The organism is Arthrobacter sp. zg-Y750 (genome assembly GCF_020907365.1).
Taxonomy (GTDB): Bacteria; Actinomycetota; Actinomycetes; order Actinomycetales; family Micrococcaceae; genus Arthrobacter_B.
Genome location: NZ_JAJJOC010000001.1, coordinates 1 through 19341, shown reverse-complemented (window position 1 = coordinate 19341; position 19341 = coordinate 1). Strand labels below are relative to the sequence as shown.

Annotated in this window: 18 protein-coding genes and 1 tRNA gene; 9 read left to right on the top strand and 10 right to left on the bottom strand. The window is 66.7% G+C overall.

The annotated features are described in order from the left end of the window. The first annotated feature begins 65 nt into the window (after positions 1 to 65). The 3 genes from LOC57_RS00095 (at position 66) to LOC57_RS00085 (ending at position 2110) form a co-directional block, all read left to right on the top strand. Complete coding sequence (locus LOC57_RS00095) at positions 66 to 722, top strand: MBL fold metallo-hydrolase (protein ID WP_227913811.1); 657 nt, start codon at positions 66 to 68, stop codon at positions 720 to 722. Further along, entirely contained in the window at positions 722 to 1588 is an 867-nt protein-coding gene (locus LOC57_RS00090) for a sulfurtransferase (protein WP_229957437.1), read from the top strand. Before LOC57_RS00095 ends, LOC57_RS00090 begins: the two co-directional genes overlap by 1 nt. Before the next feature lie 93 nt (positions 1589 to 1681). Continuing rightward, positions 1682 to 2110: an HIT family protein gene (locus LOC57_RS00085; protein WP_229957592.1), complete on the top strand. Its 429-nt coding sequence runs from the start codon at positions 1682 to 1684 to the stop codon at positions 2108 to 2110. Positions 2111 to 3876: 1766 nt separating this feature from the next. Here LOC57_RS00085 and hrpA read toward each other — a convergent pair. Next, positions 3877 to 7815 (bottom strand): ATP-dependent RNA helicase HrpA, encoded by a 3939-nt coding sequence (gene hrpA / locus LOC57_RS00080; RefSeq protein WP_227924925.1) that lies wholly within the window; start codon positions 7813 to 7815, stop codon positions 3877 to 3879. A 34-nt stretch (positions 7816 to 7849) separates the two neighbouring features. Beyond that, positions 7850 to 8827 (bottom strand): helix-turn-helix transcriptional regulator, encoded by a 978-nt coding sequence (locus tag LOC57_RS00075; protein WP_227924924.1) that lies wholly within the window; start codon positions 8825 to 8827, stop codon positions 7850 to 7852. Positions 8828 to 8939: 112 nt separating this feature from the next. Here LOC57_RS00075 and LOC57_RS00070 point away from each other — a divergent pair, with 112 nt between their 5' ends. Then, the gene (locus LOC57_RS00070) at positions 8940 to 9536 is read left to right on the top strand and encodes a DinB family protein (RefSeq protein WP_229957435.1); all 597 of its coding nucleotides are present in this window, start codon (positions 8940 to 8942) and stop codon (positions 9534 to 9536) included. A gap of 69 nt (positions 9537 to 9605) precedes the next feature. Here LOC57_RS00070 and LOC57_RS00065 read toward each other — a convergent pair whose 3' ends face one another. Beyond that, the gene (locus LOC57_RS00065) at positions 9606 to 9809 is read right to left on the bottom strand and encodes a hypothetical protein (RefSeq protein WP_227913816.1); all 204 of its coding nucleotides are present in this window, start codon (positions 9807 to 9809) and stop codon (positions 9606 to 9608) included. A gap of 81 nt (positions 9810 to 9890) precedes the next feature. On the opposite strand from LOC57_RS00065, the gene LOC57_RS00060 reads away from it, so the two are divergent. The 3 genes from LOC57_RS00060 to LOC57_RS00050 all read left to right on the top strand — a co-directional run bounded on the left by LOC57_RS00060 (position 9891) and on the right by LOC57_RS00050 (position 12274). Further along, positions 9891 to 10865 carry a helix-turn-helix domain-containing protein gene (locus LOC57_RS00060; protein ID WP_229957433.1) on the top strand — a complete coding sequence of 325 codons (975 nt, stop codon included), beginning with the start codon at positions 9891 to 9893 and terminating at the stop codon, positions 10863 to 10865. Positions 10866 to 11045: 180 nt separating this feature from the next. Beyond that, a complete protein-coding gene (fabG, locus tag LOC57_RS00055) occupies positions 11046 to 11819 on the top strand; it encodes a 3-oxoacyl-ACP reductase FabG (protein WP_229957431.1) in 774 nt (257 codons plus the stop codon). A 2-nt stretch (positions 11820 to 11821) separates the two neighbouring features. Then, positions 11822 to 12274, top strand: coding sequence for a MaoC family dehydratase (locus LOC57_RS00050; protein WP_227924920.1), 453 nt, complete (start codon positions 11822 to 11824; stop codon positions 12272 to 12274). A gap of 105 nt (positions 12275 to 12379) precedes the next feature. Here LOC57_RS00050 and LOC57_RS00045 read toward each other — a convergent pair whose 3' ends face one another. The 6 genes from LOC57_RS00045 to LOC57_RS00020 form a co-directional block, all read right to left on the bottom strand. Next, positions 12380 to 13657: an ABC transporter substrate-binding protein gene (locus tag LOC57_RS00045; protein ID WP_229957429.1), complete on the bottom strand. Its 1278-nt coding sequence runs from the start codon at positions 13655 to 13657 to the stop codon at positions 12380 to 12382. Beyond that, on the bottom strand, positions 13657 to 14784 hold the full coding sequence (locus LOC57_RS00040) for a branched-chain amino acid ABC transporter permease (protein WP_229957427.1): 1128 nt from the start codon (positions 14782 to 14784) through the stop codon (positions 13657 to 13659). Before LOC57_RS00040 ends, LOC57_RS00045 begins: the two co-directional genes overlap by 1 nt. Beyond that, positions 14781 to 15659, bottom strand: coding sequence for a branched-chain amino acid ABC transporter permease (locus LOC57_RS00035; RefSeq protein WP_229957425.1), 879 nt, complete (start codon positions 15657 to 15659; stop codon positions 14781 to 14783). Before LOC57_RS00035 ends, LOC57_RS00040 begins: the two co-directional genes overlap by 4 nt. Beyond that, complete coding sequence (locus tag LOC57_RS00030) at positions 15659 to 16375, bottom strand: ABC transporter ATP-binding protein (protein ID WP_227913823.1); 717 nt, start codon at positions 16373 to 16375, stop codon at positions 15659 to 15661. Before LOC57_RS00030 ends, LOC57_RS00035 begins: the two co-directional genes overlap by 1 nt. Continuing rightward, a complete protein-coding gene (locus LOC57_RS00025; RefSeq protein ID WP_229957423.1) occupies positions 16372 to 17157 on the bottom strand; it encodes an ABC transporter ATP-binding protein in 786 nt (261 codons plus the stop codon). Before LOC57_RS00025 ends, LOC57_RS00030 begins: the two co-directional genes overlap by 4 nt. Positions 17158 to 17314: 157 nt before the next feature. Next, the gene (locus tag LOC57_RS00020) at positions 17315 to 17884 is read right to left on the bottom strand and encodes a TetR/AcrR family transcriptional regulator (RefSeq protein WP_229957421.1); all 570 of its coding nucleotides are present in this window, start codon (positions 17882 to 17884) and stop codon (positions 17315 to 17317) included. Positions 17885 to 18084: 200 nt separating this feature from the next. On the opposite strand from LOC57_RS00020, the gene LOC57_RS00015 reads away from it, so the two are divergent. Beyond that, the gene (locus LOC57_RS00015) at positions 18085 to 18561 is read left to right on the top strand and encodes a DUF6176 family protein (protein WP_229957418.1); all 477 of its coding nucleotides are present in this window, start codon (positions 18085 to 18087) and stop codon (positions 18559 to 18561) included. A gap of 84 nt (positions 18562 to 18645) precedes the next feature. Here LOC57_RS00015 and LOC57_RS00010 read toward each other — a convergent pair. Continuing rightward, positions 18646 to 18718 (bottom strand) — tRNA-Arg (locus LOC57_RS00010). Between the two features lie 392 nt (positions 18719 to 19110). Between LOC57_RS00010 and LOC57_RS00005 the strand changes: the two genes are divergently transcribed. Further along, the coding region (locus LOC57_RS00005) for a hypothetical protein (RefSeq protein WP_229957416.1) at positions 19111 to 19341 on the top strand (231 nt) is incomplete at its 3' end.

Below are 19341 nucleotides of genomic sequence, written 5' to 3'. Positions count from 1 at the left end.
TAGATTATCAGCCGGCCTGCGGCAGCGTCCTGCCCGCCCGCATCCCGCCGGAGTAGGGTGGCGCTATGAAAATGACGAAGTACACGCACTCCTGTGTCCGTTTCGAACAAGGCGGCAACGTCCTGGTGCTGGACCCCGGCACGTTTTCCGAGGTTGACGAGGCGCTGGACGGCGCCCACGCCATCCTGGTTACCCATGAGCACGCGGACCATCTGGACCGCACTCGGGTGTTCGCGCAAATGCAGCAGCAGCCCGGCTTGGAGCTTTTCGCCCCCCAGTCCCTGGCCGACCTGCTGCGTGCCGACGCACCTGACCTCGCCGCCCGGATCCATGAGGTGCAGCCCAACACGGCGTTCACCATTGCCGGGTTCGGCATCCAGACCTTCGGCGGCCAGCATGCCCTGATCCATCCGCTGATCCCCATGGTGGCCAACATCGGCTACCTCGTCGAAGGCAGGGTCTACCACCCCGGAGACTCCTTAGTGGTCCCGAACGGCCTGCGCCCCCGCACCGTGCTGGTGCCCGTCCACGCGCCCTGGTCCAAGCTGGGTGAGGTACTCGATTTCGTCATCGCCACCGGTGCCGAGCGGGCGTATCCCATTCACGACGCACTGCTGAATGAGACCGGGCTGGGCATGGTTGAAGGCCACGTCACCCGGTTCGGCAAGACCTACGGGACCGAGTACCGGCACCTGTCCGCCGGTGAAAGCGTGGAGCTGTAGTGGATGTCCTGATTTCCGTACCGGATCTGGCACAGGCACTGGAAACGGACCGCCCGCCGGTGCTGCTGGATGTGCGGTGGGTGCTGGGCGCCAGCAACGGGCGGGAAAAGTACCTGCAGGAACACCTGCCGGGAGCGGTGTACGTGGACATGGATACCGAGCTGTCCGCACCGGCGGTCCCTGCAGAGGGCCGGCACCCGCTGCCGGATCCGGCGTCGTTCGCCGACGCCGCGCGCAGCTGGGGTCTGAATCCCGGCGACACGGTGGTGGCCTATGACGACGCCGCCGGCACGGCCGCCGCCCGCGCCTGGTGGCTGCTGCGGCACGCGGGGTGGGAGGACGTACGCCTGCTCGACGGCGGGCTGGGGGCCTGGCGGGCCGCCGGCCTGCCGCTGGAGACCGGTCCTGTCACCGTGCAGAAGGGGACTGCGGAGTTGTCCTGGGGGCACATGCCCGTGGCCGGCCTGGAGGACGTGGAAGGCCTGGCCGCGGCCGGGACGCTGATCGACGCGCGGGCGCCGGAACGCTACCGGGGCGACACCGAACCGGTGGATCCCCGCGCCGGGCACATTCCCGGAGCTGTGAACCGTCCTTCCACCGACAACCTGGCACCGGACGGCACCTTCCGCAGCCCGGCTGAACTGCGCAGCGCGTTCGAGGCACTGGGCGTACGTCCCGAGGCGCCGGTGACGGCTTACTGCGGCTCCGGCATCTTCGCCTCCCACGAAGTCGCCGCCCTGGCACAGGCAGGGATCCCCGCGGCGCTGTATCCGGGATCCTGGTCGCAGTGGTCCAACACTCCCGGCGCGCCGGTGGCTACCGGATCCGAACCCGACCGTGCTGAAGAGCCGCACGAAAAGGGGTAGCGTCGAATCATGTTTACCGGCCGACCCGTCCCGCCGCCGTTCCGGGCACCCCTGCCCGCCGTCGACCGCACGGAGCACCCTGAAGGAGAACCCATGCCCACCCTGTTCACGCGAATCATCAATGGGGAGATTCCCGGCCGTTTCGTCTGGAAGGACGACGAGGTGGTGGCGTTCCTGAGCATCGGTCCGCTCAGCGACGGCCACGTATTGGTGGTTCCGCGGCAGGAGATCAATAAGTGGACGGACGCACCGGCGGAGCTGATGCAGAAGCTCATCACCGTTGCCCGGGCCATCGGCGCTGCACAGGTGGAGGTGTTCGGTTCCGAGCGGGCCGGGCTGACCGTTGCCGGGTTCGAGGTGGACCACCTGCACCTGCACGTCTGGCCGGCCAACTCGATGGAGGACTTCGACTTCAGCCGGGCCGAGTCCAACCCGGATCCGGAGCGAATGGAGGCCAACGCCCAGAAGCTGCGCCAGGGACTCCGGAACGCAGGCTACGGGGAGTTCGTTACCGAGGCCTAACCTGGCACCGGTTCAAATGCAGCCTCCGGCACGGTCCGGTTCGTTTCTCCGAAACGAACCGGACCGTTTTCGGTTTCAGACTCTTGAATCCGGTCCCTGTATCACAATTAACGGAATCACTGTTTTACCGGAACAGGTATTGAATTCAGGTATTTAATTACTGTGGTCAGTCTGTAATCACTCATCAAAGATGACGCCTGCTGGCGTTTATCGGATGAGTGAGAAGGACAATGCGGAACCTCGAAAATGAAGAACTCAGGACAACGAACGGAATGCGCAACAAGCGGCGCCGGGGATACAGAACAGCCTTGGTGACCGGTATTGCCGTCATGGCCGGCTGGTTCATTGCGATGGGTGGACCGGCCGTCGCAGACCCCGGCGAAACCGTGGTGGTCCCTGAACTGCAGCTGGTTGACCCAGATTATGACCAGACTATTGAACGCGGGCTTTACCTCTATCGGAAAGTCGATCCGGACGGTATTGCGGACTGGGGTAATTCAGGCCCGCAAACCCTCTTGGACTCGCAACCGGGCTATGGGACGTTTTCGGGCGTATGGGACTTACTACCCCCTGGGATCTGCGGGCAGGATTGGGCGCTTGCGGAGTACAACATTCAGCATGTCGCCCCCTTTACCTGGCCGCAGACAATCACTTACCCGAATTTCCCGGCCGTTGACCTCTTGGATGTCTGGAACGAAAGCCTCAATAACATATGGGTAATTCCGGACTGTGAGCCTACGGTTGAACCGACGGTTCCGCCAACGGATGAGCCGACTGGGCCGCCGACGGATGGTCCGACGGTTCCGCCGACGGATGAGCCGACGGTTCCGCCAACGGACAGTCCCACTGATCCGCCTACGGATGGTCCGACGGTTCCGCCGACGGATGGTCCGACGGTTCCGCCTACGGATGGTCCGACGGTTCCGCCTACGGATGAGCCGACGGTTCCGCCTACGGATGGTCCGACGGTTCCGCCTACGGATGAGCCGACGGTTCCGCCGACGGATGGTCCGACTGGGCCGCCTACCGATGAGCCGACGGTTCCGCCGACGGACAGTCCTACTGATCCGCCTACGGGAGAGCCCACAGACCCGCCCCGGGTTTGCCCGGCGCTGCCGCCGTCAGATACCCCGGATGAACCGTCGGATCCGCCGACGGGTACTCCCACGGCCCATCCGACGGCCTCGCCGACCGGCACTCCGACGGCCTCGCCGACCGGCACTCCGACGGCCTCGCCGACCGGCACTCCGACGGCCTCGCCGACCGGCACTCCTACGGCCTCGCCGACCGGCACTCCCACGTCGCACCCGACGGCCTCGCCGACCGGCACTCCTACGGACTCGCCGACCGGCACTCCGTCGGACGCCCCGTCGGGTCCGGCATCGGATCAGCCTTCCGGTAGCCCGTCAGCGGGTACACCCGGTCTGCCTGGCGACACCACGCTGCCGGAGTTGCCGGTCACTGCACCTCTGGCTCCGCCCGCCGGCGCCGGCAATGGCATACCGCCAAGAGTCACGCCCACCACCACAGGCCAGGGTGCTGCGACTCCCGGTTCAGGGGTGCGTATCCAGGCAAATCCTGCCCAGCGCGTTCCTGAATCCGGACTTGCCTCTACCGGTGCAGAAGGCATGTGGGTCACGGGAACCGCGTTACTCGTCCTATCCGCCGGGTCGGTGTTGCTGCTGTCAGCACGACGCAGGGAGAGCTAGCACGACGCAACTGGCTCCGTTGGGGCACCCGGCCGGTGAATCGGCCGGGCGGGTGCCTCAGGCCGGAGCCAGCGCGGAGTTCAGTGCGGTCCGGATCCGTTTCTCCGAAACGGTCCGGGCCGTGCCCAGTTCCTGGGCAAAGAAGCTGATCCGCAGTTCCTCGATCATCCAGCGCACCTCGGCAAGTTCCGGGGGAGTGCCGCGGCCGGGCGCCAGCGCCGCCACGGCGTCGTCGTACTCATCCTCCAGACGCTGGACCACTGCCATGGACAGCCCGTCGCGCTGCACGTTGCCGGGCAGCTTCTCCAGGCGCCGCTCAATGCCGGCCAGGTAGCGGGGCAGGTGCATCAGCTGGGCGTAGCCCGTTCGGGCCACGAACCCCGGATACACCAGGGCGTCCAGCTGTGCCCGGATGTCGTTCAGGGCGCTGATCAGGGACAGCGAAGTGGTGCCCTTGAGCGCCTTCGTGATCCGCCTGGTGCTGGCGAGGATCTTCTCCACAATGGCGGTGACGGTGAAGACGGTGTCGATCAGTTCAGCCCGAACGGTTTCATAAAGTGCATCGAATTCCGCGCGGGTCCAGGGCAGCACCTCCGGGGTGAGCTTGTCCACTGCGGCCAGCGTGCAGTCCTCGATCAGCGCAGCCACACTGCCGTGCGGATTTTGGCTGAAGGTCAGCTTCTCGGTGTTGCTCAGGTGCTCCAGTACGTATTTAGCCGGGCTGGGTACCCGCAGCACCAGCAGCCGGATGACTCCGGCGCGCATTGCCGTGCGCTGTTCACCCGGGCTCTGGAAGATCCGCACGCCGGCCGTGCTGCCTTCATCCACCAGCGCCGGATAACCGGTCACGGTGTGGCCGGCCACCAGCCGCTGGACCTGCTTCTCCAGGGTGCCGATGCTCCACTCGGTCAGTCCGGTCCGCTCCGCCACGGAGGAGGAGGAACCGCTGCCGTTCGCAGTAGCGGGGGCCTTGCCGTTGGACCCGTTGGACCCGTTGGACCCGTTGGAACCCTTGGAACCCTTGGCGCCCTTGGGTCCGCGCGGCTGAACGGTCGACGGCGTGGCGCCCAGTGACTCGGCAATGGCGCGCCGGGTGGCCGGGGCCAGGGCCTCCTGCAGTGCCGCAAGGTCCTTGCCTTCGTCCAGCACCCGACCGGCGGAATCCACCACGGTGAAGGTCATCCGCAGATGCGCCGGCACCGCGTCCCAGTTCCAGGAACCGGGCGGAATGATGGAGCCCTTGAGCCGGCGCAGCACCAGTTCCAGGGACGGCTCCAGCTCATCGGAGGCAGGGTCGAAGTCCGCGGCCAGCGCAGCGGCAGCCGAGCGGGCGACGTCGGGCGCCGGAACGAAGTTCTTCCGCACCGCCTTGGGCAGGGACTTGATCAGGGCGGTGATGAGTTCGGCGCGCAGCCCCGGGATCTGCCACGCGAAGGGTCCGGGCGTGAGCTGGTTCAGGAACAGGACCGGCACTTCCACCGTGACACCGTCGTTGGCGCCGGGCACGCCGGGCGTGAACTCGTAGGTCAGCGGCAGCTCGAAGGAACCGTAGAAGAAGGACTTGGGGAAGTCGTTCTCGTCCAGCCCCTCGGCGTTGTCGGTGCGCAGGGCGTCCGGGTCAAAGTCCAGCAGGGCGGGGTTCTCGTGCCGGGCGGACTTCCACCACTTGTCGAAATGCCGCTCGGAGACGACGTCGGCGCCCACGCGCTCGTCGTAGAACTCGAAGAGGGTCTCGTCATCCACGCGCAGGCCGCGGCGGCGGACCCGGTTCTCCAGTTCCTCCACTTCGGCCAGCAAGGCCTGGTTGCGGTGGAAGAACTTGTGGTGCGTGCGCCAGTCGCCCTCCACCAGGGCGTGGCGGATGAACATCTCGCGGGAGAGCACCGGATCGATCCGGCCGTAGTTGATGCTTCGCTGGGGGACCACGGGAACGCCGTACAGGGTGACCTTCTCATAGGCCATTACCGCGCCGCGGCTCTTGGACCAGTGCGGCTCGCTGTAGGTGCGCTTGACCAGGTGCGGCGCCACTTCCTCGGCCCAGAGCGGATCAAACGACGCCGCCACCCGCGCCCACAGCCGGGAGGTCTCCACCAGTTCGGCCGCCATCACCCAGTCCGGGGACTTCTTGAACAGGGCCGAACCGGGGAACACCGCGAAGCGGGTACCCCGGGCGCCGGCGTATTCGCGCTTGCGCTGGTCATAGAGGCCGATGTGGCTGAGCAGCCCGGCCAGCAGCGACATATGGATTTCCTTATGCCGGCCCACCGGGTCCACCGGGTCCGGGGACAGGGTGATGCCCAGCGGCTTGGCCAGCTGGCGCAGCTGCGCAAACAGGTCCTGCCATTCGCGGATGCGCAGGAAGTTCAGGAACTCGTTCTTGCACAGCCGCCGGAAGGCGGAGGAGGACAGCTCCTTCTGCTTTTCCTGGACGTAGCGCCACAGGTTCAGGTAGCCGGTGAAGTCCGACTTCTCGTCCACGAACCGCTTGTGCATTTCCGCGGCCTTCTGCGCGCGGGCCGGATCGTCCTTGGAGGGCCGCTCGCGCGGATCCTGGATGGTCAGGGCGGCGGTCAGGACCATGAGCTCCTTGGCGCAGCCGCGCTGGCCCGCTTCAACGATCATCCGGCCCAGCCGCGGATCCACCGGCAGCTGGGAGAGCTTGCGGCCCACCGGGGTGATGCCGCCCTTGGGATGCAGGGCACCGAGTTCGCGCAGCAGCACCGCGCCGTCGTTGACCGCCTTGGAATCCGGCGGCTGGACGAACGGGAAGTCGGATACATCCTTGGGGCCCTTGGCCACGCCCATGGCGGCCATCTGCAGGATGACGGCGGCGAGGTTGGTGCGCAGGATTTCCGGGTCGGTGAACTCGGGCCGGGACTCGAAGTCCTCCTGCGAGTACAGGCGGATGGCGATGCCGTCCGAAACACGGCCGCAGCGCCCGGAGCGCTGGTTCGCCGAGGCCTGGGAGATGCGTTCGATGGGCAGCCGCTGGACCTTGGTGCGGTGCGAGTAGCGCGAAATGCGGGCGGTGCCGGTGTCCACCACGTATTTGATGCCCGGCACGGTCAGGGACGTCTCGGCGACGTTGGTGGCCAGCACGATCCGGCGGTTGCGGCCGGGGGAGAAGACCTTGTGCTGCTCGGCCAGGGAGAGGCGGGCGTACAGCGGCAGGATCTCGGTGTTCGCCAGCCGGGGGTTGCGTGCCACCGAGGAACGCAGGGCGTCGGCGGCGTCGCGGATTTCGCGCTCGCCGGAGAAGAACACGAGGACGTCGCCGGGCGCTTCGCGGGAAAGTTCGTCCACTGCGTCGCACACCGCGTCCACCGGGTCGCGGTCCTCTTCGAGTTCGTCTTCGGGGCCGTCGTCGTCGCTGCCGCCGTCCGCGGGCTGGTTCAGCGGACGGTAGCGGATTTCCACCGGGAAGGTGCGGCCCGACACTTCGATGATGGGCGCCGGCTTGCCGTCCAGGGCGAAGTGCTCCGCGAAGCGCTGCGGATCAATGGTGGCCGAGGTGATGATCACCTTCAGGTCCGGGCGTTCGGGCAGCAGCCGGCGCAGGTAGCCGAGGATGAAGTCGATGTTGAGGCTGCGCTCGTGGGCCTCGTCAATGATGATGGTGCTGTACTTCTTCAGCTTCGGATCGTGCTGGATTTCGGCCAGCAGGATACCGTCGGTCATCAGCTTGACCTTGGTCTTGCGGCTGGTCTCGCCGGTAAACCGGACCTGGAAGCCCACTTCGTCGCCGATTTCGACGTCGAGCTCGGACGCGATGCGCTCGGCCACGGTTCGCGCGGCAAGGCGGCGCGGCTGGGTGTGGCCGATCAGGCCCTTTTCCGCCAGCCCCAGTTCCAGGCACATCTTGGGGATCTGGGTGGTTTTACCGGACCCGGTTTCACCGGCAATAACGGTGACTTGGTTGGCCGCGATGGCAGCCATGATGTCTTCGCGGCGCTCCGAAACGGGCAGCTGGGCGGGATAGGAAATTGTCAGTGCCATGTTGCCACCAGTCTAGTGGCTTGGCTCGGGCCGCTTAGGGAGATTCCGCCGTGGGCGGGATTTCGACGGCGTGCTGCAGCAGGGTGACGGCGCGGCGGGCACGCTCGCGCATCTCGGGCGGCTCGAGGATCTCGAAAGGCACACCCCAGGCCGTGAGGTTGATCAACGGCAGGTCCAGCGAATCCCAGCCGCCGCGCAGGATGGTGTGCCCCGGCCCGTCCGCACTGAGGTTGGCGACATCCGGCGGCACGCGTTCGGCGACCATGGCCAGCGGTGCGGCCAGGCGCACCACCACGGTGTAGCGGTACGGGTTGCGGGTAATGGATTCCTGCACGTAGGCGGCAAGGTCCCGGGCCGGCAGTGGACGGGGCGTAAAGCGTTCCCGCTGGGCCGGCGTGCTGTCGCAGCGGTCCACCCGGAAGGTCCGCCAGTCGCAGCGCTCCAGGTCCCAGGCCACGGCATACCAGCGCCGCCCGGTGCTGACCAGCCGGTAGGGCTCCACCATGCGGCGGGCGGATCCGCCGTCGGCGCCGGTGTACCGGAAGGAAACAACCCGGTGCTCGGTGATCCCGGCGGAAAAAGCGGTAAGGATGCCGGGGTCCACCCCGCCGGGCGGCCCGGACAGGGTGGAGACCGATTGGCGCAGCGCGGAGAACTTGGGCCGCAGGCGGCCGGGCAGCACGTGCTCCAGCTTCGCCAGTGCCCGAACGGAGGCTTCGCCGATGCCGGTCACGGGTCCGGTGGCCACCGCCGTCAGCCCGAGGGCGACGGCGAGCGCTTCGTCGTCGTCGAGCAGCAGCGGGGGCAGCTGTGCGCCGGCTCCCAGCTGGTAGCCGCCGGCGATACCCGGGGATGCGGAAATGGGATAGCCCAGCGTGCGCAGCTTGCCGATGTCCCTGCGCACGGTGCGTTCGGTGATGGACAGCCTCTCCGCCAGGGCGGACCCGGTCCATTCGCGGCGCAGCTGCAGCAGGGACAGCAGTTGCAGCAGCCGTGCTGAGGTTTCCAACATGGACATCAAGCTACGCCGTATTCAGGTCAAAAGCTGTCCTGATCTGTTTCTAGGCTGGGAAAACTTCCGTACGAATCCCCAATCACACGAATCCCCAAGGAAAGGCGCAGCCATGACGCAGGACCAGCAGCAGGAGAACCGAGTGGAGCAGCAACGCGTGCCGGCGGCCGAGCTGGCCGAGCAGCTCGCGTGGCACTGGGAGAACCAGGCCCGCCCCCGGCTTGCCGGCCTCACTGACGCCGAGTACTTCTGGGAACCGGTGCCCGGATGCTGGAACGTGCGCCCGCGCGGTACCAGCATGGCTCCGGTGCAGGGCGGGAGCGGAGACTTCACCATCGACTTTGCCTTTCCCGAGCCGGAGCCGGCGCCGGTCACCACCATCGCCTGGCGGGTGGCGCATCTGCTCGTCGCTGTCCTGGGCATGCGGAACGCCGCCCATTTCGGCGGCCGGCCGGCGAGCTATGAGGACTTCGACTATCCCGGTACCGCTCAGGAGGCCCTCGAACTGCTGGACGGGTACTACGCAGCCTGGATTACCGCGGTGTCGGCGCTCAGCCCCGGGGAGCTGGCCGCTCCGGCCGGTGAGGCGGAGGGCCGCTGGGCGCAGGAGCCGATGTCCGCGCTGGTGCTGCACATCAACCGGGAGATGATCCACCACCTGGCCGAGATTGCGCTGCTGCGGGACCTGTACGCCAACGGCCTGCGCTGACCAACCGAATCGGCTGCTCCCGGACATGCCTCGGGTGCGGCGGCTACCCGGCGCCGCTGCTGCGGCACCCTAGTGCCGATGACCGTACAGCTGCTGGTAGCCGCGCACGGCATCGAAGCCGGACGCCGGCGGCACATCATCGCTGCCCTCCGTGGTGAGCGGGGGAAGGTGCCCGGTTCCGTCGGTGCGCACGGCACGGACTGTCGCAGTGAGGAGCGCGGCAAATCCCGCCGCCAGGAGGAACACAATGACCAATGCTGACAAAAATTCCATACCCCCAGCCTGCGGCGGTCCTCCCGGAAAAATAAGTGGCAGAAAGGACCATTAGCGTGAAGAAACTGCCATACTGGCCGCATGCTGAAAACGGTGGCGGTGATCGTGCTGGACGGACTGGCGGTGTTCGAGCTCGGGGTGCTGGCCGAGGTCTTCGGAATCGACCGGACGGAGCGGCCCGGAGGTGTGCCCGCCTTTGACTTCACCGTGTGCACGCCGGTGCCGGGACCGGTCCGCACCAAGGCCGGATTCAGCATGAACGTTGAGCACGGCTTGGAGGCCGCGGACCGGGCGGACCTGGTGGTGATGGCACCCTCCGAGGGGACCGGAAACCGTGTGCCGGAATCCGTGACGGCGGCGCTCCGGGCTGCCCATGAGCGCGGTGCATGGGTGATGAGCGTTTGCTCCGCCGCCTTCGTGCTGGCCGAAGCCGGGCTCCTGGACGGCCGCAGGGCCACCACGCACTGGATGTACTCGCGTGAACTCGCGGAACGGTTTCCGCAGTGTGAGGTGGATGAGGACGTGCTCTACGTCCAGGACGGAAACATCCTCACCAGTGCCGGGACCGCGGCGGCCATCGACGCCGCCCTGCACCTGGTGCGGGGAGAGCTGGGGGCAGGCGTCGCCGCCGCCATCGCGCGGGACATGGTGGTCCCGCCGCACCGCGACGGCGGCCAGGTCCAGTTCATCGCCCGGCAGGTTCCGGCCGCGGCCTGCGAGACACTCGAAGAGATGCTGGTCTGGATGGGAGAAAGCCTGGGCAAGGAGCACACAGTGAAGGACCTGGCAGCCCGGGCCAGCATGTCCGAGCGGACTTTCGCACGCCGGTTCAAGGCCGAGACCGGTTCCACGCCGGCCGCCTGGCTCACCCGCCAGCGGGTGCTGCGGGCCCAGGAACTGCTGGAGGATACAGACCTGGGCATTGATGAAGTGGCCAGGGCCACCGGTTTTGGACAGGCCGAGCTGCTGCGCCACCATTTCCGCCGCGGACTGGGCGTCAGCCCCGCAGCCTACCGCCGGACCTTCCGGGGCCGGAGTGCTGCGGCGGCCGGGTAAGGCCTGCCATTGCGCAGCGCAGCTCCATCCGCCGCGGCGCGGCGCCGCCAGGCTGCGGACCACCATTGCATTGCATACCGGCTGGTCGGTATTGTCGGCCCCACATTGCCACACCTGCACATTGCCACACCCGCCACGCCGGTCCGCGCACTGAGGCACGGACGGCAACCAAGGAGAGCCATGTCTGACACACCAGTAAGCTCCACCCGACGTGTAGCCGTCGTTACCGGTGCCGGCCGGGGAATCGGCGCAGCCGTTGCCGCCCGGCTGGCCGCGGACGGCCATGCCGTAGCGGTCATCGACCTCCGGGAGGAAGACACCGCGCGGACCGTCGAAGCCATCCGCCACGCCGGGGGAGAAGCCCTCGGCATCGGCGCGGACGTGTCCGATGCCGCCGCCGTCGAACAGGCCGTGGCCCGGATCGCCGCGGAACTGGGCCCGCCCACCATCCTGGTGAACAACGCCGGCATCCTGCGCGACAACCTGCTGTTCAAGATGAGCGAGACGGACTGGGACGCCGTTATGGGGGTGCACCTGCGCGGCGCGTTCCTGATGAGCCGGGCGGTGCAGGCCCACCAGGTGACGGAGGAGTGGGGACGGATCATCAACCTCTCCTCCACCTCCGCCCTCGGCAACCGGGGCCAGGCCAACTATGCCGCCGCCAAAGCCGGCATCCAGGGCTTCACCAAGACGCTGGCCATCGAGCTCGGCCGCTACGGCGTCACCGTGAACGCGATTGCCCCCGGATTCATCGAAACCGACATGACCAGGGCGACGGCGGAGCGCGTGGGGGTGCCGTTCGAGGACTTCATGGCGCACGCCGCCAAGGAGATACCGGTGGGCCGGGCAGGTACCCCGGAGGACATAGCTGCTGCCGCGTCGTTCTTCGCCCGTGCGGAAGCCTCCTTCGTCTCCGGCCAGGTGCTGTACGTCGCCGGCGGACCCAAGGACTAGCGGTGGCACACTTCGGATCCGTTGCGGAGCTGTCCGCTGCAGAGGGACACGTGGAAACCAGCGACTGGATCACCATCGACCAGGAACGCATCAATATGTTTGCCGATGCCACGGATGACCACCAGTGGATCCATGTGGATCCCGAGCGAGCCGCCGATGGCCCCTTCGGCAGCACCATTGCCCACGGCTACCTCAGCCTGGCCCTGCTGCCGGCGCTCGCCTCCGGCCGGTTCCGGGTGGACGGCATGGTGATGGGCGTGAACTACGGCCTGGACAGGGTCCGTTTCCCGCACCCGGTGCCGGTGGGCAGCCGGGTGCGGGCACGCTCCGAAATTGCCTCTGTGGAGCAGGTGGACCGTGGCGTGCGGGTGAAACTGCTGGTGACCGTGGAGATTGAGGGCGTGGACAAGCCGGCCGCAGTGGCCGAGTCGATCTCGCTCTACGTGCTCGAGTAAGAAAGCGTGCTCGAGTAAGAAAGCGTGCTGGAGTAACCACAAAGGAGGGCCCGTTTGCGAACGGGCCCTCCTTTGTTTCGGGTTTAGGCGGGATGCCCGGCGGGCCTAGTCCGGCAGCCCGTTGGCGGGCATAGCGCTGCGTTCCCCGGTGTATTCCTGGACGTCGTCGCCGTCGACCGTGTACGCGGTGCCGAAGTAGGACTGCACCCCGTTATCCACCCGGGTCAGCATGGCTCCGGTGTAGCCGCGGTGGCTGTCCCCGCTGAAGCCCAGGGGCACCAGGCCGTTGCCGGTGACATTGCCGGATTCCAGTGCCTCAAGCAGGGATTCGCGGGTGGGATTCTCTCCGGCCTCCTTCAGGGCTTCCACGAACAGGTAACCGATGGACATTCCGAAGACGGTGTTCCCGTCGAAGGCGGCGCCGGCGTTGTACTCCTCGTTGATTTCCCGGAACTTCTTGATCCAGTCATCCTCGGTTTCCGAATAGGCGGGAAGGTAGTTGGCGCTGACGAACCCCTGCAGCAGCTTGTTCGTGTTTTCACCCAGATAGCCGGACAGGGTGTTGTAGTCTCCTCCGGCAGAGGAGGCCATCCACTGCGGGAAGTAGCCCAGCTTGGCAGCGGTTCCCACGGCCTGGGCGCTGAAGCCGTTGATCGTGGCCATAAAATTGACCTCGCAGCCGGCTTCCTTCATGGCGCTGATCTGGGCGGCAATGTCGGTATTGGCCGTGGAATAGACCTGGGCATCGGCCAGCCCGTCGGAACCCAGCACCGCTTCCAAGCCGGCTTTGAACTCGTCGCCGAAGTCATCGTCCTGGCCGAAGAAGCAATAGGTCTTGTCCGGGAACTCCTCCTGGGCATAGGTGGCCAGGATCCGGGACTCGGTGGGGTAGTCCACCATGAAGCCGTAGGTGTAGGGGTACTCGTCGGGCTGGTCCCAGGTGGGGGAACCGGAAGCGACAAAGAGGTCCGGCACCTCGTTGTCGTTGACGAAGTCCAGGACGGCGCTGTGCGGCGGCGTGCCCAGTCCGCCCACCAGGGCAAACACCTCGTCCTGGAGCACCATTTCCCGCACCGCGGACTGCGTGTTGGCCGGGTTGTAGCCGTCATCTTTCACGATGTATTCGATGGTCCGGCCGTTGACGCCGCCGTTGTCGTTCACATAGTCGAAGTAGGCCTGGGTGGCCGGGGAGATGGTGGAATAGCCGGCAGCCGCGGGGCCGGTCAGCGGCTGATGGGTGCCCACCGTGACGGTGGTGTCCGTGATGCCGGGAACGTCTTCGGCAGCCGGGTCGGAGCCTTCCTCAGGCGAAGCGCATGAGGATAGACCAAGGGCTGCTGCTGCCAGGACGGCGGCACCTATGCGGAGCGGGGAACGAGTCATCATTGACCTTTCTGGGTTGCGGGTTGCTCCGCCGGCTGGTGCCGGATCGGAAGAGGCGGGGAGGCCGGACGCGGGGCGGACGCAGGCGCCGCGGACCGGACGAGGGAAGCGGAACGTTTGAAACCGGTCCGGTGCCAAAGCTTCACAAGCAGGCCCTGGATGCCCTGCGGAGCGAGCAGCACCACCAGGACCAGGACGAGCCCGAAGATGGCTACGGAGAGATTGCCGTCCAGGCGCTGCGCCAAATCCGTGGGCAGTGCCAACCGGGAGGTGGCCGTGCCGATCAGGTGGGGCAGGGCCACCAGGAGCACCGCACCCCAGACCGCTCCGGTGAGCGAGCCGATGCCGCCGACCACGGCGGCCATCAACAGGAACAGTGAGAACACCAGCGAGTAGGCTCCGGGGCTGGCGCTTTGCGTGGTGTAGGCCAGCAGGCCGCCGCCCATGCCCGCCGCAGCCGAGCTGATCACAAAGGCAGCCACCTTGGTGCGGGCCGGGTTGATCCCGGCCAGCGCAGCTGCCACGGGGTTGTCCCGCACGGCACGCAGTTCACGGCCGAAGCGCCCGCGGAGCAGGTTGGCCAGCACCGCCATGACCGCCACGGCGCAGACGACGGCGAGCCAGGCCTGCCAGGCCTCCGTGGACACGGTCCCGCGCAGGGCTGCCGGACGCTTCTGAACCGTGACCCACAGTCCCTGGTCTCCGCCCAGCACGGAGGAAAACGTGCTGGTTACTGCGGGCAGCGCGACCACCAGGGCCATAGTGAAACCGGCCAGATAGGGCCCGTGCAGCCGCCCGGCGGCCAAGCCGATCACCAGGCCCAGGACACCTGCACCGGCCACGGCCGCGACCAGCGGCACGACGAGCAGCAGCGGACCCTCCACCCCGGCGTCGTCCAGCGCATTGGCGGTCAGCGCGTAAGTGTAGGCACCGGCGGCCATCAGGGCCGCCTGGCCGAGGGAGAGCTGCCCGCCGGCTCCGGTCAGCAGGGTCAGCCCGGCGATCCCGCACAGGTAGGCGCACGCCGTCGCCAGCTGGTAGGAGGTGAAGGACGGGATGATGAACGTCAGGCCGATCAGGAAGACGGCCGCGGCGGCGGCAACGAAGTAACGCAGAAGGACGCTCATACGGTTCGCTCCTTGGTCATTGCGAAAATGCCGCCGGGCCGGACAAGCAGTACGGCCAGCAGCAGGACCAGGACGGCGACGGGGGCCAGGGTGGCGCCCAGGTAGCCGCTTACCCAGCTGAGCAGGACACCCACGGCCAGTCCGCCGATGACGGCGCCGGCGGGCGAATCCAGTCCGCCGATGACGGACACGGTGAAGGCGTACACAAAAACCGTGTCGGCCGCGTGCGGGTTCAATCCCAGTTCGGTCGGGATTACCAGCAGTGCGGCGAGCGCACCCAGGGCCGAGGACAGAGCCCACCCGAGGGTGAGCATCCGGGATGTCCGCACCCCCAGCAGCCGGGCGAGGTCCGGCGCAAAGGCTGAAGCACGCAGCCGCAGCCCCAGAGGTGTTTTGGTGAAGAGCAGCACCAGGGCTCCCACCAGCAGGGCAATGCAGGCGAACACGAACAGGTCGTAGGAGGAGACCGCGGTGATGCCGAAGATTTCCACGGGGTTGGAACTGAACGGCGTTGTCATGGTCCGGTAGCTGTTGCCGAAGACCATGCCCAGGACCGCCTGGATCACCAGCAGCAGTCCCAGCCCGGCGATGACCGGGTTCAAGGGCGAGGAGTTACCCACGAAGCGCATGACGCCGCGTTCCACCAGGGCTCCGATGAGGAAACCGGCAGCGAGCGCCGCCGCCAGGCCGGCCCAGTAGTTGCCGGTCAGCGCGGTGACGGTGAAGGCGATGTATGTGGCGGCCACTGCCATGGCGCCCTGGGCAAAGTTCACGATCCGCGCCGCTCGCCAGATGAGGACCAGGGAGAGGGCAAAGGCCGCCAGGACAGCACCCCGTGCCAGTCCGTCGAAGGTGAGGAAAAGGAATCTGTCCATTAGAACCCCAGATAGGTGTGGCGGAGGCCGGTGTCGGCGGCCAGCTCGGCTGCGGGCCGTGCTGCGACGATTCGGCCCAGGTTGAGGATGATGCCGTGGTCCGCGACGGCCAGGGCGCTGCGGACGTTCTGTTCAATCAGGAGTACGGTCAGCCCGGTGTCGTCCCGGAGGCTGCGGAGCATGCCCAGGATCTGGGCGGTTACCTTCGGCGCCAACCCGAGGGACGGTTCATCCAGCAGCAGCAGCGATGGTGCGGCCATCAGTGCCCGGCCGAGGGCAAGCATCTGGCGCTCGCCGCCGGAGAGCTGGTGCCCGGGGGCTTTCCGGCGGCGGGCCAGGGGCTCGAACAGTGTGTACATCTCCGCCAGGACAGCGGCTGCCGCCTTGCGGTCGCGCCGCCACAGCCCGCCCAGGCGCAGGTTCTCATCCACCGTGAGTTCGGTAATCACGCCGCGGCCTTCGGGAACGAGCGCTACTCCCTGCCGCACCATGGCCTCCACCGGGACGCGGGTGAGGTCTTTGCCGCCCAGCCGGATGCTGCCGGCCCACGGCCGCAGCTGGCCGGTGACGGTCCGCAGCAGCGTGGTTTTTCCTGCGCCGTTGGCTCCCACCACCGCGGTGATGGAACCCTCTTCCACCGTGAGCCCGACGTCGTGCAGGACCCGGACGGCGCCGTAGCCGGCATTCACGCCCTCCAGGACCAGTCCGCCGCTCATGCGACGTCGACCCCCAGATAGGCATCGGCGACAGCAGGGTCCGCACCGATTTCTGCCGGCGTTCCTTCTGCGATCAGCCTGCCGAAGTCCAGCACCGCGATCCGGTCGCAGACGTCCATCACCAGGTCAACGTGGTGTTCCACGAGCACCACCGAGCAGCCGTTGCCGGGCATGGTGCGGATCAGCGACGCGAGTTCCTCGATGTCTTCGTGGGCCAGCCCGCCGGCGGGTTCATCCAGCAGCAGCAGCCGCGGTTCGCTCACCAGTGCCCGGGCCAGGGCCACCTTCTTCCGGATGCCGTATGGCAGGGTGTCCGGCAGTGCTGCGGAATAGCCGGCGACGTCGAGGGCAGCGAGCGCGGCCAGCGCACGGTCCCTGAATTGATCCTCCTGCCGGACGGCGCCGGGCAGGGCCAGCAGGTCCGCTCCGCGGCGGGATTCAGCAGCGAGTCCCGCCATCACGTTCTGCAGCACGGTCAGCCCCGGGAACAGGCCCAAACCCTGCAGGGTGCGTGCCACGCCGTGGCGGGTAAGCCGGTGCGGACGGGGGTGGAAATCCCGGCCGTCCAGAGCCAGGCTGCCCCCGGTTGGCGGGAAAACTCCGCAGATGACATTGAAGAGGGTGGTTTTGCCGGCACCGTTGGGTCCCATCACCCCCACGACCGCGCCGGCCGGAATATCCAGGGACACCGAGTCCAGGGCGGACAGGCCGCCGAACCGGACGGTGATCCCGTTGAGCTGCAGACGCGGCGGTTCCGACCGGTCGGTATGTTGCTCCTGCATGAGTACTCCATCGTCTCTGCTCTTACCTTGCGTGCTGTGGTGGCGCGTGTGTTGCGGTAGGGAGGGAGGTGCGGTGGTGCTGTGGTGCTGGAGGTGCTGTGGTGCTGGTGGTGCTGGAGGTGCAGTGGTGCTGGTGGTGCAGTGGTGCTGGCTTCGGCTACTTTGCCTGCAGGCCCGCCAGGTAAAGGTCGGTCAGTTGGGCTGCTACCGTCTCGCGGCTGATGGCCCCGCCGGGGGAGTACCAGTAGGAGAGGTAGTGCGGATCTGAGAAAAAGTTTGCTGCGAGTACCGGAATGGGGATATCGGTGCGGAACACTCCGTCCTCCTGGCCTCGGACCAGGATGCGGGTGAAGGCCTTATTGAACTCGCGCCGCCGCCGCTGCACCTCTTCCAATCGGTCTTCGCTCAGCATGTGCTGCGAACGGAAGAAGACTGTCCCCTCCCGGATCCAGTCAATGGAGGTCCGAACCAGGTCCTCGCACACCAGCCGCAGGGTTTCCGCAGCGGGCAGCCCCCGCCCGATGATCTCGGTCAGGTGCTCGTGCTGCAGGGTCAGGATGCGGTCGTAAATGTCGAAGAGCAGGTCATCCTTGGAATTGAAGTAGTGATACAGCGCCCCCTTGGTTACTCCTGCAGCGTCCACAATCTGCTGGACGCTGGTTTTGGCGTAGCCCTGCCGCGCGAAGAGCTCCACGGAGGTCCGTGCCAACTCTTCTTTGATGTTCATGGTTTTCATTGCGGCGGGTCCGGGTTTCTCGCGGGTATTCGGGGTCCGGCGGCGGAGAGCTCAGAACCGACCGGTTGGTATGTGCGAACACCATAACCCGGGAAGGTCTGCAGAGCGCAAGGTTTTTGGCGGAATTGTTTTGCGCGGCCCGCATGATTCCGGTTTCGGGAAAACGCTGGTGCCGGCCTTACAGTGGCGGCATGCAGGAACAGAACTACGCTCCTATCCCGTTTCAGCCTGCCGGTCCGGACTTTGCGGGTTGGCCCATGCCGGCGTCGGTCCCGCCGGGAATGCGGATGGAACTGAGCCGCGCGAAGCTGCTGGACGGGCGGGAATCGTCCTTCGATGACTGGATGGCCATGCTCCACGAGCGGTACGAGGAGTGTCTCGCCACCTTGGACCGGGAACTCATGGCTGTTGAGGCGACGTTCCTTAACCAGGAGGCCGACGGGTCGTGGTGGATGTACCACTTCCAAATGATGGGGGAGGCAAGCCCCGGACTTGTTCCAGACAACCCGCTGGACCAGGCGCATCTCGAGTTCGGGAAGAAAACCAAGCATCAGGGCTGGGAAGAGCTGCAGCCGCGTTTTTTCCTGCCTCCGCCTGCGGTGCGGGCCGCCGTCGAGCAGGCGGGTATCCCGCTGTCCGATGCGCAGCCGGGAGAAAGCATCGATTAGCGCATCGGGGCGTGGCGCAAGAGGGGTGCAAAGCAAAAGAACCCCGCAGCATGGAGCTGCGGGGTTCTTCCGTGTGTCTCAAAGTGCCCTCGATAGGATTCGAACCTACGGCCTGTTGCTCCGGAGGCAACCGCTCTATCCCCTGAGCTACGAGGGCAAGGACACCGGTAAACCGGACGTCCTGTGGGACTCAAGAAGCTTAGCAGGTTTCGGCCGGTGCTGGAAAACCCTGCCGGATCCGCACGGATTCGCGGGATCCCATGCTCGGGAATTGAACGCTGTTGGTTGGGAGCGCAGATGCATATCGGCGGTTTCCCGGACGTACGTAGTGGCGCTGTAAAGACGGGTATTTGAAGTGCTTCAACGTGTCCGTTTCGGCCGGTTTTTGCCCGGAAATGTCAGTGCCGGATGAAAGCCTTAAGCATGGACCAGATCGGGAATGCCGGGCCGGTAACCGGACAGAAAACTGAACAAACAGGAACTGGACACCGGGCCGCTGAAGACGGGGCTGATACCGGGGACGGTCCCGGTCAGAAGTGCTCACTAGCGGTGTTTCGAGCGGCCTCGGGCGCCGGCACTGACGACGGCGGCGCGGGTGGGCGTTCCTGCGGAACCGGCACTGATTTTCCGGATGGTTTCAGCGGAACCCTGGCTCTGCAGAACCTTGAATCCTTCGACGACCAGGCTGTGGGTGAAGTGCTGGTCCGGGTCGCACACCTGATCGCGTGGGCGGAGGCGCAGCGGGCCCGGATGCTGAACCGGATGGAAACCCTCTTCCGG